The sequence below is a fragment of the Acinetobacter lactucae genome, from assembly GCF_013344765.1.
GTDB classification, from domain to species: Bacteria; Pseudomonadota; Gammaproteobacteria; order Pseudomonadales; family Moraxellaceae; genus Acinetobacter; species Acinetobacter lactucae_A.
Map to the genome: position 1 here is coordinate 1 of NZ_JABVBF010000010.1, position 14255 is coordinate 14255.

Below are 14255 nucleotides of genomic sequence, written 5' to 3' on the forward strand. Positions count from 1 at the left end.
ACTCTGTTTGTTTACTCCCTTTATAGAAGCCTATATATAATTTTATCACCAATTTTTTAAGATCGCTCTATTTATAGTTATATTCATTTTTCATCAAATATTCATACTAAACGCGTATTTTTTTATCCGTCTTAATTGATCAAATGATAAAAAAATGAAAAATTTAACAACACTTTTTAAAATAACAACACTTTCTCTGGCAATAACACTATTGGCTGGATGTAATGACGATGATGATAACGACACAGCACCACCTGCTCAAAGAAGCAATCAGACCGTCAATATTTTAGCGTTTAATGACTTTCACGGAAATCTTGAGCCACCTAAGCGTTATGTCGAGGCACCTAATCCAAATGATGCTTCTCAATCAGTTCGTATTCCAGTGGGTGGAGTGAGTTACTTTGCCGATGCGATTAAAAAGCTTAAAGCAGAAAATCCAAATAATGCTGTAGTTTCGGCAGGCGATTTAATTAGCGCATCCCCACTCACCTCTTCTTTATTTTTAGATGAACCGACTATTGAAGTCATGAATGATATTCAAATTGACTTTAATGCTGTAGGTAATCATGAATTTGACCGTGGTACAGATGAATTACGCCGTTTAAAAAATGGTGGATGTCAGCAATACACAAGTACTACTCCTTGCCAAATTAATAAAAATTTTAGTGGTGCAAAATTTGATTTCCTTGCTGCTAACGTAGCCATGAAAAATGATACGAGCAAAACGATCTTTCCTGCTTATAAAGTCAAAACGTATGGTGGAATTCCAGTTGCATTTATTGGTTTAACCCTTAAAGCGACGCCAAGTATTGTTTCTGCAGCAGGTATTAAGGACGTTGAGTTCCGCGATGAAGCAGATACGGTAAATGCATTGATTCCTGAGTTACAAAAACAAGGAATAGAAGCCATTGTCGTAGTTGTGCATGAAGGTGCAGCGCCAAGTACGAAGTTTAATGAAAAAACATGTGATGGTTTAAGCGGACCGATTTTAGGTATTTTAGATAAGCTTAATTCGGCAGTGGATATTGTTGTTTCAGGCCATACGCATCAATCTTACATTTGTGACTATGCAACAAAAAATCCAGCTAAGCCGTTCTTACTTACTTCAGCTGGACAATATGGCACGCTCATTACTGACATCAAGGTTGAACTTGATGGTAAAACTGGTGATGTAATTAAAAAAGATGCTAAACAGGTTCCTGTACAAGGTGAGGCCTATACATCTGGTACAACCACTGTAAGCCTTACCGATCTTTATCAAAAGTTTAGTAAAACCCCAAGCATTGAAGCCATTTTAGATAAGTACCGCCAAGCTGTGACCACCATTTCAAGTCGTGTGGTTGGAACTGCAACAGCAGTGATAAGTCGTACTCAAGTCGAAAGTGGTGAAAGTCCGCTTGGTATTATGATTGCCGATGCTCAACAAGCAGCTGCCTTAAAAGCAAGTAACCAAGGCTCTGACTTTACATTAATGAACCCAGGTGGTGTACGTGCGGATCTACTTATTAATAGTAGTAACCAGATTACATTTGGCGATGTTTTTGCGGTGCAACCTTTTGGTAATTCGATTGTGACGTTGAGTTTAACTGGCAAACAGATTAGAGATGTATTGGAACAGCAATGGTCTGGTACAAATGCAAACTCACCTAGAATTTTACAACCATCTAAAGAATTAAGTTATCAATATGCAGTAAATACTTCGACTTCACCGCGAGCAAGTAACATCATGGTTGCGGGTTCACCATTGGTTGACACTAAAGTATATCGCGTGACTGTAAACAGTTTCTTGGCAGATGGTGGTGACAACTTTACAGTATTAAAAGACGGGCAAAACCGTGTAGGTGGTGGTCAGGATATTGATGCTCTTGAAACCTATATTGCGGAAAACTCAAAGAATTCTCCATTAATTATTCCAGCGACTACACGAATTAAAGTCATTAAATAACCTAATTCAAAATCACTAAAGGACAGTTTCGGCTGTCCTTTGGTTTTTATTTGTAGTTCTTATTCTGTATAGAGATTAAGTTCAATACTACTGATATTGGTCCCTGTATTTGCAAAGATAACATCTATGACTTCATAGAGTAGCTCTTTCACTTTTTCATGTTCATAGCTGGTTGCTTCTGCCGTTTTTAGGCAAATCAAGTTACAGCTCATTTTATCTTTTCTAAGCTTATAAATACTTTTACTCTTCCCAAGGAACACTCTTTTGATGAGTTTACGGTTTTCAAATTCCGATAAGATTCGATAAATCGTTCCGAGGGTTATTTTATGTTCATTTTTAATTTGGGCATAAATACTCACCGCGCTTAAGCCTTGTGGATTTTGATTTAAAATTTCAAAAACCTGAATTCTCGATTTTTTTATGGGTAGTCCATTTAATAATGATTTTGAAGTTGCTGTCATGATTAATTAGCCTTAATGTTGAACAGTATAGAAATTCTTAAAATTATTTTGCCTATACTTGTTTGAAAATTATGGGTATTTGTATATTAAAAAGCAAAGCCTATTCCCCTATGAATAGACCTTGCTTTTCGTTTTAATTTAGAAACTATAAGTCGCTTTTACAAAGTAATTGCGGCCGTAAAGTTTAGTATTAAAGGTCTTGTTTTTATCTTCCAGATCAACATCAGTCAGGTTTTTTACGCCATAGTCCAATGTTAAGCGTGGCGAAAGTGGTGACGTAAATGTCACGTCATAAGTGGTATAAGCTGGTAACTCTTTCGTTGCAGAGTACATTTGCTTACCAACGTAGCTTACGCCTGCATTTATACGGAAGTCTTCAACGGGTGCCCAAGAAATTGAACCATTAGCTAGCCATTCTGGTCGTTCAGTTAAGTCTTTACCTGTGGTTTTATTTTTTGCATCTAAGTAAGTGGCATTTGCCTTAACACCTAGATTATCCGTGAATTCGTAACCACCTGTAAGCTCAACTCCTTTAAGTTCTGCACGGCTTACATTAGTCCAGATTTTTCTAAAATCACCCACTAAACGCGGGTCTCCATCACTTAAGGTAATGGCTTCAATGAGATTTTTCACATCGTTTTGGAAAACTGTAACTCCAGCATTCCAGTTTGGACGGGTTACAATTAAAGATGCTTCGTAGTTGGTACTTTCTTCTGGTTCTAGGTCTGGATTACCTCGAATATGACAGCTACCACCACATGAAATCATTGAGTAATTGATATCTAACTGTGCAGGAGCCGGAACTTTATAAGCTTGGCCTACACCACCTTTTAGGATAACACCTTCAGCGAGTTCATAAGACAAATAGGCTTTACCAGTCGATTTACCATCAAAGTCATCAAAGTCGTCATAACGACCACCTAAAGTTAAGGTCAGTGCATCATTAATATGGGTATCGTTTTGAACGAACACACCGTAGCTCTTTTGCTGGTTTTTTCCAGTGCCGATATAGCTCACAACGTCTGTAATTTTTTGGTCTTTATAATCAAAACCAGCTGTGGTGTTATTCATCAGCCAATCAAAGTTAGCGAAAGCACGACCAATTAAATTTTCTTGCTTATATTGACGGTTTTGTGGCGCATCATATTCACTGTCGTAGTCAGAAATTTTAGCTGTTTCTTTACCAATGTAAGCTTCTGTTTTACCCCAACCCCATTTTCCACGGTGGGCAATACCCACATTGGTTCGTTTCATTTCTGATTCTTGAATTGAAGTTGCCGCATCTTGGGTCAGTGGGCGTTTATCGTTGTTATAACCCAAATCTAGATCTAAAGTTTGTTGGTCATTAATATTCCAACTTAATGTACCGTTTACGTTTTTAGTATCTTTCTCTACAAAATAAGCCCCATCCGGATCTGGTTTGCCATTTCGGTACCACGCATCACGGTTATAGGCATCTCCTGCCAAAGTAAAACTTAGATTGTCGGTTAGACCGCCGTATAAGTTAAAACCGTAACGGAATTGATCTTTACCATTTCCGCGGTCTGCTCGGTTATATTGGCCAAAAACTGAACCATGCAGCTGCCCATCTTCGGCTTTCTTGGTAATAATATTGATTACGCCACCCATGGCATCTGCTCCATAGAGAGATGACATTGGTCCTCGAATCACTTCTACTCGTTCGATGCTATTTAAAGGGATTGCACTCCAGTCAAAGTCATTACCCCGCCACATGGCACCATTAGATGACATGCGTTTGCCATTAAGTAGAATGAGTGTGTAGTTCCCCGATGTATTTAGCATTCCCCGTATAACGATTTTATCTTGACCGCTATTATAGTTATAAACCCCAGCCTGTTTTTGTAAAACATCAGCCAGGCTCAGCGCCGCACTACGTTCAATTTCTTCACTCGTGATCACACTAATGGATGCGGGTGCTTTATCTACATCTTGTTCTTTTAATGCAGCAGAAACCACAATAGTTTTAAGTTTTTGAACTGGTTCACTATTACTCTGCTGTTCACTATCTGTATTTGCTTGAACGGCAAATGGAAGCAGTGTTGAGATGGCGACCACCAGCGCCTTTTTCGTTAACGTCATTTCTCGGCCCTTATTCTGGATAATGATTACCACATGATAATTATTATCATTTATGATGTGCCGAGCATCATATACGCATGACTTTTCTTGATCAAGATAAAAATAATTATTAGTTATATAATGATAATCATTATTGTTTGATCTGCAGAAAAACGTTACCATTACACTTTCGTGTGCCTAAAAACCTATTTAAAACAATCTTAAAGTAGACATAACAATGCTCTCTCGATTTTTTATCTATCACCCTATCTTCGTCTCTGTCATTGCAATCACTATTCTTATTTTTGGTTTTTTTGCCACTTTAGCCATGCCGATCGAACGCTATCCTAACCTTGCACCGCCTGGTGTCACGGTTGTTGCAAACTATCGTGGTGCAGCTGCTGACACTGTAGAAGAAAGTGTGACCCAAATTTTAGAACAACAAATAAAAGGTCTGGATAATTTGTTGTACTTTACGTCACATAGTGAATCGTCCGGAACGAGTAGCATTGATATTCATTTTAAAATTGGTACAGATATTGATAAAGCACAGCTCCAAGTACAAAACCGAATTAATGGCGCATTAAACCGTTTACCTGAGGAAGTTCAAAGACAAGGCGTAAACATATGGAAAACCACCGGCGATATGCTACTTATTGTGGGGTTATATGATGAAACTGGTAAAACCAGCAATATTGATTTATCTGATTATATGGTGAATCACTTTGAACAACCTTTAAGTCAGTTGCAAGGCATTGGTGAAGTTAATGTTTTTGGTTCAAGCTATGCCATGCGCATTTGGTTAAATCCAAATCAGCTTAGAAATTATCAACTTGTACCGAGTGATATTGAAAAGGCCCTCGAAGATTATAATACCCAGATTGCTGCGGGTTCGATTGGTGCAATGCCCTCTGCTGCTGACCAAAATATTTATGCAAAAGTAAAAGCAGGCTCCCGTTTAAAAACAATAGATGACTTTAAATCGGTAGTGGTTAAAGCAAATGTTGATGGTAGCCTTGTTTATTTAAAAGATGTCGCGAGAGTCGAATTAGGGGCAGAAAATTATGAAAGTATTAATACTCTTAATGGTTACCCATCGGCAGGTTTAGGAATTTCGCTAAGCCCAGATGCCAATGCAATCGAGACTTCTGCTCTTATTAAAGAAAAAATGGCTCAGCTTAGCCAGCATTTACCAGCCGGATATAAAATTGTCTATCCAAGAGACAATACGCCATTTATCCAAGAGTCAATTAAACAGGTCATTATCACTTTGCTTGAAGCGATTGTACTTGTTGTTATTGTGATGTATCTCTTTTTACAAAATTGGCGCGCGACACTAATTCCAACCATTACGGTTCCGATCGTCATCAGCGGCACATTTGTTGTGTTGTATTTATTTGGAATGAGCATTAACACCCTTACCCTATTTGCATTGGTTTTAGCCATTGGGTTGCTGGTGGATGACACGATTGTCGTGGTCGAAAATGTTGAACGACTTATGGATGAACAACAGCTTAGCGTGCGTGAAGCTTGTTTGATGTCGATGCAAGAGATTAGCGGTGCATTGGTAGGTATTACGCTGGTCTTAACCGCGGTATTTATCCCAATGGCTTTTTTTAGTGGTTCGACGGGTATGATTTACCGTCAGTTTTCTATTACATTAGCAGCAGCTATGTTGTTATCGTTATTTGTCGCCATGACCATTACGCCAGCAATGTGTGCCGTTCTATTAAAAAAACATCATAAAAAACCCAAATGGGGACAAGCACTTGAGGCCGCTCTTCAAAAAGTTAGATCAACATTCAGTTTTTTATCAGTTCGTTTAATCCAGTTTAAAGTGTTTTCCAGTCTGTTGGTTTTAAGCATCGCGGTTATTTTATTTATGATTTACCGCAGTTTACCTACAAGCTTTATTCCCAATGAAGATCAAGGATTACTTGCTGTTCCATATAGTTTGCACAACAGTGCTTCAATGAGCCAGACCGAAGAGGTTGGAAGACTCGTCAATAATTATTTCTTTGAACATGAAGGCAAAAATATTAATACCGTGCTGGTCGTGAATGGACAAAACTTTTCAGGAAGTGGGCCAAATTTAGGTATGGCCTTTGTTTCACTCAAACATTGGAATGAACGTAAAGGCGAAGCCAATACGGCGAGTGCTATTCGTGAACGTGCTCAAGCATATTTACAAAAAAACTTACCCGCTAAAGTGATGGTAGGAATGCCGCCAAGTGTATCTGGTTTAGGTCAGTCTGATGCTTTAGAACTCTGGCTTAGAGATGTAAATGGCCAAGGGCGCGATGAATTACTTAAACAATATAAAGCCTTGGAAAAAGAATCTCGAAATTATTCGGCCTTTGAAAATCTAAGTCCTCTGGTGAGTGAAGATAAAGCCGAAGTATTTATTCAACTTGATCAAAATAAAGCCAAAATGTTAGGAATTGATCAACAAGCAATACGTTCAACCCTATCGACGGCTTGGGGTGGAAACTATGTGGGCGATTTTGTTGAACGAGGTCGAATTAAGAGAATCATTATGCAAGGCGATGCAGAATTCCGTTCTAAACCCGAAGATTTAGCATATTGGCATGTGCGAAATAACTCAGGTGGCATGCTTTCTCTCGCCCATTTTGCGCAAAGCCAGTGGACCGGTGGCCCTGAAGCACTTACCCGATTTATGGGGCTGACAGCTATTCAACTTGAAGCCAATGTAAGTCCTGGTTTTAGCTCAGGTCAGGCAATGCAACAGTTAAGTGAGATGGTCAGTAAACAATCTGGTATAGATGTCGCATGGAGCGGGCTTTCGTTGCAAGAACAACAATCTAGCCGCCAAGCGATCTATTTATATCTCATCTCTATTTTGTTTATTTTCTTATGTTTGGCTGCCTTATATGAAAGTTGGAAAGTCCCTTTTATTATTTTATTAGGGCTTCCTCTAGGCATTACAGGCACTATTATTTTTGCTTGGATTTTTAAGTTACCTAACGATGTTTACTTTCAAATTGCCCTATTAACAGGTATTGGCTTATCTTGTAAAAATGCGATTCTCATTGTTGAGTTTGCGACTCAAGCACTCAAACAAGGAAGAAGTAAAATCGATGCGGCAAGTGAGGCTTTAAAACTGCGTTTACGTCCGATTTTGATGACCTCTCTTGCCTTTGGTGCGGGTGTGGTTCCTTTAATTTTTGCGACTGGTGCAGGCGCTGCGAGTAGATATGAAATTGGAATGAGTGTATTTGGGAGTGTCGTGTTTGGCACATTACTGGTACCGTTATTTACTGTATTCTTCTTTGTTGTCGTTCATAGTTTACCGAGTTTTCAGTGGTCAATGAGCAAACTATGGTTGAGTCGAACCTTAAGATTTAATAGCCGTATTAAAAAGGACACTACTTCCTTTTAAAGATTAAAATAAAAAATGGCAGATATTAAATCTGCCATTTTTTATTCTTTAAATTTAAGCTACGAGCTTATCAATCCAAACTTCTAAGGTTGGTTGTTCAGCCAAATCTTCAAAACTCACCTGCGCGCCGTAAGCTTGCCATTTACCCACTAATGTCATGAGTCGTACCGAATCAAGCCCAAGCATGAGCAAATCATCATTTAACTGAATGTCTGATGCAGGAATCTGAAGCTGTTCGCTCACCGCCAAAACAATACCTTCTTGCGTGAGGGGTGATGCCGCTTGTTCAAGCGCCCAAGCTCGTATGACCTGTTGAGTTGTCATCACTTGCCCACAACGTGTACTTGCGTATTTTAAAGCCATATCGTGTTCTTCACGGCTAAAATCAGCAAGTGCATCTCCACATAAAAATGGCTGGATATTTAGCATAAAGGCTTCCGCTGCACTCATAAGACAGCCAATATGAGCATAAACACCACAAATGATGAGCTGGTCGCGGTTTGACTCACGCATGAGTTGTTCGAGTGGAGAAAACTTAAATGCGCTATAACGCCATTTTGTTAAGACTGTGTCATTTTTTTGAGGGGAAATTTCTGGCAAAATTTGAGTGATTTTCGGATCATCTTTTAGGCCAGTTCCCCAAAAGTCGGTTAATAACTGGCGATGTTCAGGTGTCTGGTTACCGGGTTGTGCCGTATAGACTACCGGGATATCAAACTTACGTGCAGTTTCAATCAGTTCTTTGGTATTTTTAATAAGCTCTGGAATAGGCGCTTGAGTCTGATCATAAAAATCTAAAAAATATTGCTGCATATCATGTACTAATAAAACCGCACGATTGGTATGCAACTGCCAATGTGTTTTATTCGCCGTAAATTCGTGCGCTTGTGGCATGCTGTAACTAGCAATTTTAGGAATACTCATCAAATTTTCCTTTTTTATCTTTAAGCAAGAACATTGGTGTTGGTTTCAAGTTGTTGACGTAGTCTTTTTTTGTCGATTTTTCCAAAGGCTGTATATGGAAATTGCTCGATAAATTCGACTCGATCGGGAATTTTGTAGGTAGCAAGTCCATAATCCTTAAGATGTTGACGAATTGACATTGCAAGGCGAATTGGGCTTGGGTCATCACTTTGTGCTTGCCATGCAATAAAGGCACAGCTTTTTTCACCCATGACCTCATCAGGCATAGCAACCAATGCTGCTAGGCGAATTTGTGGATGAGTTAATAAAGCTTGTTCAACCTCTTCGGTTGCAATTTTTTCACCAGCGCGATTGATTTGTTCTTTTGAACGCCCTTCTACGACAATGCAGCCATCTTCGCGAATACGTACTAAATCGCCTGTGCGATAAAAACCATCCGGTGTAAAAGAACGCGCATTGTGTTCTGGCGCATGGTAATAGCCACGAATAGTATAGGGACCGCGAGTCAGCAAATGCCCTACCTCTCCAGCGTCTACTGGCTGATCATTATCATCCAGCACTAAAATTTCATCATCTGGCGAAATTTTTAAACCTTGGGTATGGATAATTTGCTCTTTCGTCATGTCAGAATGGGTGTAATTCACCAGCCCTTCAGCCATGCCAAAGACTTGTTGTAAATTGACATGGAACTCATCAATCAAGCGTGTGGCAACTGCATCGGGTAAACGTGCTCCTCCGACTTGCAAACAACGAAAAGTCGACAATATTGGATCTTGATCTTTCGCTGCTTTATCCATCCAAGGTCGAACCAAAGCAGGAACCAAGCAAGCATCAGTCACACCGTGTTTTTTGATCAATGAAAAAGCAGTTTCAGGGCTTGGGTCAGTTCCTAAAACCACAGCCCCGCCCGAATAAAAAATGCCTAAAGAACCGGCCGAGCTCATTGAAAAGTTATGTGCCGCGGGTAAAACCATGAGTAAGCGTGATGACTGGTCCAGACAGCAGATTTTGGCACTCTCACGAACACTGTATAGGTAGTCGTCATGGGTACGTGGAATAAGCTTAGGAACCCCAGTACTTCCACCAGAAAGCTGTAAAAAAGCAACTTGATCTGCCGTAGTCGGCGAGATGGCTTCATCCAAAATATTGGTTTCTTTAAATAGGTCTTGAATGGCAACAAAGTTACCTGCATTTCCAAGTACAAATACATGTCGTAAGCAAGAAGCTGTTTGCTGAAGCTTTTCGGCAAGCTCTCGGTAGTCAAATTTTTGTGCTCCAAAATCAGCACAGAAATAAGCTTTTGCTTGAGTCTGTTTGAAAAAACTACTTAATTCAGCGTAGCGATGTGCAGGTAAAGACATTACTGGTAGTGCACCAAGCCGAATCAGTGCAAAGAATAGAATATAGAACTGATAGTGATTTGGCATCTGTACAACTGCCTTGTCACCTGCTCTTAGTCCATATTGATATAAGTGGCTGGCACAGCAATCGACTAAATAATCGAACTCAGAGTAATTAACGGCTTTGTCACCATCATAGATTGCAATATTTTTCGGGTACTTTTGCGCACTTTCACGCAAGAAGTCACTCAAGTTTTGTCCAAGCCAATAACCCTTTTTACGGTAAATCTCAGCGAACTCTGCTGGATATGGCACGGCACCATCCAAATAAACCTGTGTTGTCATGTGTTTGGTCCTTGTATTGGCAATTGATTTGGTGAAATCTGGAATCCGTCCAGCACAGTACGAAATTTAGCGGCAGTTTCAGCATGTTCGGCTTGTGGGCGAGATGCTTCCACAATCCCTGCACCAGCAAATAAACGGGCAATGTTTTGATAAATTCGGGCACAGCGAACCGTCACCGACCATTCACCGTTACCTTGTTCATCTACCCACCCCATGGTTCCTGCAAATAATTCACGGTTAAATGGTTCAAGTTGCTGAATCAATTCTTTCGCAATTGGACTAGGCTCCCCACAAATTGCGGGTGTTGGGTGTAAGCGTTCAATTAAATCAAAAACATGAGTATCGGCTTTTTTAAGTTCACCCGTGATATGGGATGCCAAGTGCCAGAGGCGTTTGGTACGAATGAGGGATGGCTGTTTAGGTACTTTTAATTGCTTACAGAAAGGTGTGAGCTCATCGGCAATCATTTCGATGACGAGTGCATGCTCATGTTGATCTTTTTGTGAAGCAAGTAATGCTCTGGCGTTATTTTGGTCTAGGGTTGGATCATCATCACGAGCCAATGTGCCAGCAACCGGTTTACTCCAGATATGTGAATTTTGCTTTGCAATTAAAAGCTCGGGGCTTGCACCGACAAACCAACCTTCACTTTCTGGATGCCTTGCGACTGCATAGTTATAGCCTTCGGGATTATGCTTAGCTAAGTTATAAAATAAGTCCGAGACGGGAATATTTTGTTCAAATTCAAGTTGTAAAATACGAGCAAGCACGGCTTTATCGAGTTTTTTTGCTTGCATTTGCTGAACTAAATACTCAACTTGTTGTTGGTAATGCTCACCTAAAGGGAAATAATCAGCCTTTTCTAAAGATAAAGAACCAAAATCTATATCAGATTGTGCATAGAGTACTTTCTGATAGATTTTTGCATTTTGCATCAGCATTAAATTGACATCGGCTGCCGAGCAAAATGGTAGTCCACCCATAATTTTGACGTCTTTATAACCGTCATTTATTGCAAGCTGTAATTGAGTTCGCGCTTCATCTAACCAATCTTTTAAAAGGCTATTTTTAGCGACCTGAATATCTCGTAATTTTTGATGACTATTGATGGTGTATTCTGGCGTTGTGAAAATAAAACCTGCGTCATTTCCACAATTTAAAATTTCTTGTGCTAATGCAACGCGGCTTTCAGTAAAATTTTCTCGTTGGATAAAATACGGATGCTGTGCCGACATCTCGCAACTCCTTATACAGTTATTTTGTTGTAATGAATGGATGCTTAAACGCCTAAAGTGGCTCCTCCATCAACCACAATTTCTTGCATGGTAATTTGTGCAGCCTGATCAGAAAGTAAAAAACTTACCGTATTGGCAATATCTTCAGGTTGGGCTAATTTTCTTAAGGGAATGCCTGTACGGTATTGACTTAAATCTCCATCAATTACCGAAGGCGGAGGTGAATTATCTGTCCAAAGCTGCTGCTGCATTTGAGTTCGCGTAGAGCCCGGTGAAACAATATTAAGCCTGACTTGATGAGGTGCAATTTCAAGCGCAAGATTACGGCAGTAATGGCTCAATGCAGCTTTTGTAGTTGCGTACATGCCAAGTTGCATACGTGGCATACGTGAACTATTCGAGCTAATCGTGACAATACTTCCCTGCTTTTTTTCACAAAAATGCTTGGCCAGTTGTTGACTGATCGCAATAGGTGCCATGACATTTACTGCAAAAAGTGTTTGCCAGTCTTCTGTTTTTGCTTCAAGCATAGAACGCATAATCAAAACGCCTGCCGCATTCACTAAACCCGTCACACTATATTTATTTAAAATATTGTTAATGAGCTTTGCTGTTGTTTCTTGATCAGTAATATCTTGCTGAAAGCCTTGCCAACGTGAAATGTCAGGTTTTTCTAGCTTTTGAGTGATTTCCCATTGTCCTGGGTTTTCCTGTCGGTCGATGCCGATCACTTGATACCCTTGCTGCAATAATTTTTTTGCAATAGCAGCTCCAATACCTCTTGCAGCACCTGTGACTACGATGGTAGAGCTCATGTTTTACTCCAGTTTGACTCGAATATTAAATTGCGCCACATAATTGCAAATAATTATCATTATTATCAAGTGCGATAAATATCAAATATAAGATTACAATCTAAATCAAGTTATTTATTAACCATAAATACAACTTAAAATATTGTTTTTAATAAATATTAATAAAACTCATCTTTTTTTATTGATTATAATGATAATTGTTTTCATTTACTAATGAGAATCGTTCTGATAATTTGACCGCGCTTTCTTGTCGAGATGGACTCAAAATGAAGCCATTTTCTCACCCCTTACATCCCCTATTTCAACAACTCAATGTTGGAAGTGAAATCTGGTGGAATACCGTAAAAAAACTAGGTACCCCGCTGGTCAATCTACAAAAAAATAAAGCGCTATGTACCTTTATTTGGCGTAGTTCCGAGCCCAAAGAAAGCATCTTTGTTTATATCGATATTTATTCACAAAGCCCTTCTATCTATCAAAAGTGGAATCGTTTTAGCCATATAGCTGGGACAGATGTGTACTTTTTTGAAATAGAGCTGCCTCTAGCTTGGGCTGGTAGTTACGTGGTGGTGACATCTAGTGAGGAAGCCCCAAAAACAGATTGTGCAGCAACGCGACGCGTATGGTGGCAAACCCAGCTTAAACAGAATGCTCAAATTGATCCATTCAATCAACATCGGTTTTACACGGGACATCTGGGTCGATACATCAATCAAATTCAACTCGAAAGCCAAAAAGCTTTAATAGTCGATTGCCCAATTACAAATACATTTCAATGGTCAAGTCAGTTATGCCAACAGAACTATTTAGTCGACGTTTTTATTAGTCATCAATCAAATCAAGAAGACTTGCCACTCATTATTTTGCTTGATGGCCAAATCTGGAGCCGAGAGCTTTCTATTCTGTACGAAATTCAACATTTGACTGATTCAAATAAGATTTGCCCAGCAGTTTATGTTTTTGTTCATAGTTTAAATAGTCAACAACGCCAACAAGATTATGGCTGTCATGATGCCTTTAGTCAGGCGTTGGTTTATGAACTTATTGAAATTCTTTTAAAAGAATATTCCTTTATTTCTAAGAAAGACATTACGTTATGTGGTCAAAGTTTAGGTGGATTATGCGCTTTACATAGCGCCTTGTTGTTCCCGACCATTTTTACTTCTCTGATTTTACAGTCTGGATCTTATTGGTGGTCAGATTTTTCAAAGAGTACGTTAGGTCAAAAACACAAAGGGAATATTTTAAAACTGCTTCAAAACCTATCTCATCGATTATCAAAAACAACTCAAATTTATATCAGTGCCGGCACGTATGAAACCGATATGCGGGACGATGCCCTACAGCTTTATCAACAATTGCAATCATTCAATCAAGTGAGCTTTCACAGTTTTCCAGGCGGACACGATGCCGTGAACTGGCGTACTGACTTGCTTAAAGCATTGCAAAAAACTCTTTCACTATAACCATTTGTTTCATCAAGGATAACAATATCATGAGCAACTTACAGGAAAACTATATTAATCCTTTCGATAATGAAAGTTTGTCTTTTCAGGTCTTAAAGAATCAACAAGGTGAGTTCAGTTTATGGCCTGCCCAACATCAGGTGCCATCGGGATGGGATGTTCAGCATGGACCAGATACGCGGGCTTCATGTATTGCATATGTAGAAAAGCACTGGGTTGCGATTAACCCCTTTCAAAAAGTGTAA

At 39.4% G+C, this 14255-nt stretch carries 10 protein-coding genes and 1 pseudogene; 4 read left to right on the forward strand and 7 right to left on the reverse strand.

Annotation, left to right across the window (positions count from 1 at the left end):
* Window positions 1-154: 154 nt before the first annotated feature.
* Window positions 155-1945 (forward strand): bifunctional metallophosphatase/5'-nucleotidase, encoded by a 1791-nt coding sequence (locus HUN22_RS02335; RefSeq protein WP_174726357.1) that lies wholly within the window; start codon window positions 155-157, stop codon window positions 1943-1945.
* A 59-nt stretch (window positions 1946-2004) separates the two neighbouring features.
* Here the strand turns inward: HUN22_RS02335 and HUN22_RS02340 are convergent, their stop codons facing one another.
* Both HUN22_RS02340 and HUN22_RS02345 read right to left on the reverse strand, forming a co-directional pair.
* Window positions 2005-2406, reverse strand: a complete 402-nt coding sequence (locus HUN22_RS02340; RefSeq protein WP_174726358.1) for a transcriptional repressor — start codon at window positions 2404-2406, stop codon at window positions 2005-2007.
* Between the two features lie 138 nt (window positions 2407-2544).
* Window positions 2545-4506 (reverse strand): TonB-dependent receptor plug domain-containing protein, encoded by a 1962-nt coding sequence (locus HUN22_RS02345; RefSeq protein ID WP_174726359.1) that lies wholly within the window; start codon window positions 4504-4506, stop codon window positions 2545-2547.
* A 217-nt stretch (window positions 4507-4723) separates the two neighbouring features.
* On the opposite strand from HUN22_RS02345, the gene HUN22_RS02350 reads away from it, so the two are divergent.
* The gene (locus tag HUN22_RS02350; RefSeq protein ID WP_174726360.1) at window positions 4724-7885 is read left to right on the forward strand and encodes a multidrug efflux RND transporter permease subunit; all 3162 of its coding nucleotides are present in this window, start codon (window positions 4724-4726) and stop codon (window positions 7883-7885) included.
* Between the two features lie 54 nt (window positions 7886-7939).
* Here the strand turns inward: HUN22_RS02350 and HUN22_RS18080 are convergent, their stop codons facing one another.
* The 5 genes and pseudogenes from HUN22_RS18080 to HUN22_RS02370 form a co-directional block, all read right to left on the reverse strand.
* Window positions 7940-8128 (reverse strand): phosphopantetheine-binding protein, encoded by a 189-nt coding sequence (locus HUN22_RS18080; RefSeq protein ID WP_235823111.1) that lies wholly within the window; start codon window positions 8126-8128, stop codon window positions 7940-7942.
* 30 nt (window positions 8129-8158) lie between these two features.
* Window positions 8159-8809 (reverse strand): annotated as a pseudogene (locus HUN22_RS02355) (isochorismatase family protein); the annotation flags it as partial.
* Window positions 8810-8829: 20 nt separating this feature from the next.
* Window positions 8830-10494: a (2,3-dihydroxybenzoyl)adenylate synthase gene (locus HUN22_RS02360; protein ID WP_174726362.1), complete on the reverse strand. Its 1665-nt coding sequence runs from the start codon at window positions 10492-10494 to the stop codon at window positions 8830-8832.
* The gene (locus HUN22_RS02365) at window positions 10491-11729 is read right to left on the reverse strand and encodes an isochorismate synthase (protein WP_174726363.1); all 1239 of its coding nucleotides are present in this window, start codon (window positions 11727-11729) and stop codon (window positions 10491-10493) included. Before HUN22_RS02365 ends, HUN22_RS02360 begins: the two co-directional genes overlap by 4 nt.
* 44 nt (window positions 11730-11773) lie before the next feature.
* Window positions 11774-12544 (reverse strand): SDR family oxidoreductase, encoded by a 771-nt coding sequence (locus HUN22_RS02370; RefSeq protein WP_174726364.1) that lies wholly within the window; start codon window positions 12542-12544, stop codon window positions 11774-11776.
* Window positions 12545-12810: 266 nt separating this feature from the next.
* On the opposite strand from HUN22_RS02370, the gene fes reads away from it, so the two are divergent.
* Complete coding sequence (gene fes / locus HUN22_RS02375; protein WP_174726365.1) at window positions 12811-14010, forward strand: enterochelin esterase; 1200 nt, start codon at window positions 12811-12813, stop codon at window positions 14008-14010.
* A 29-nt stretch (window positions 14011-14039) separates the two neighbouring features.
* Window positions 14040-14255: an MbtH family protein gene (locus HUN22_RS02380; RefSeq protein ID WP_125739540.1), complete on the forward strand. Its 216-nt coding sequence runs from the start codon at window positions 14040-14042 to the stop codon at window positions 14253-14255.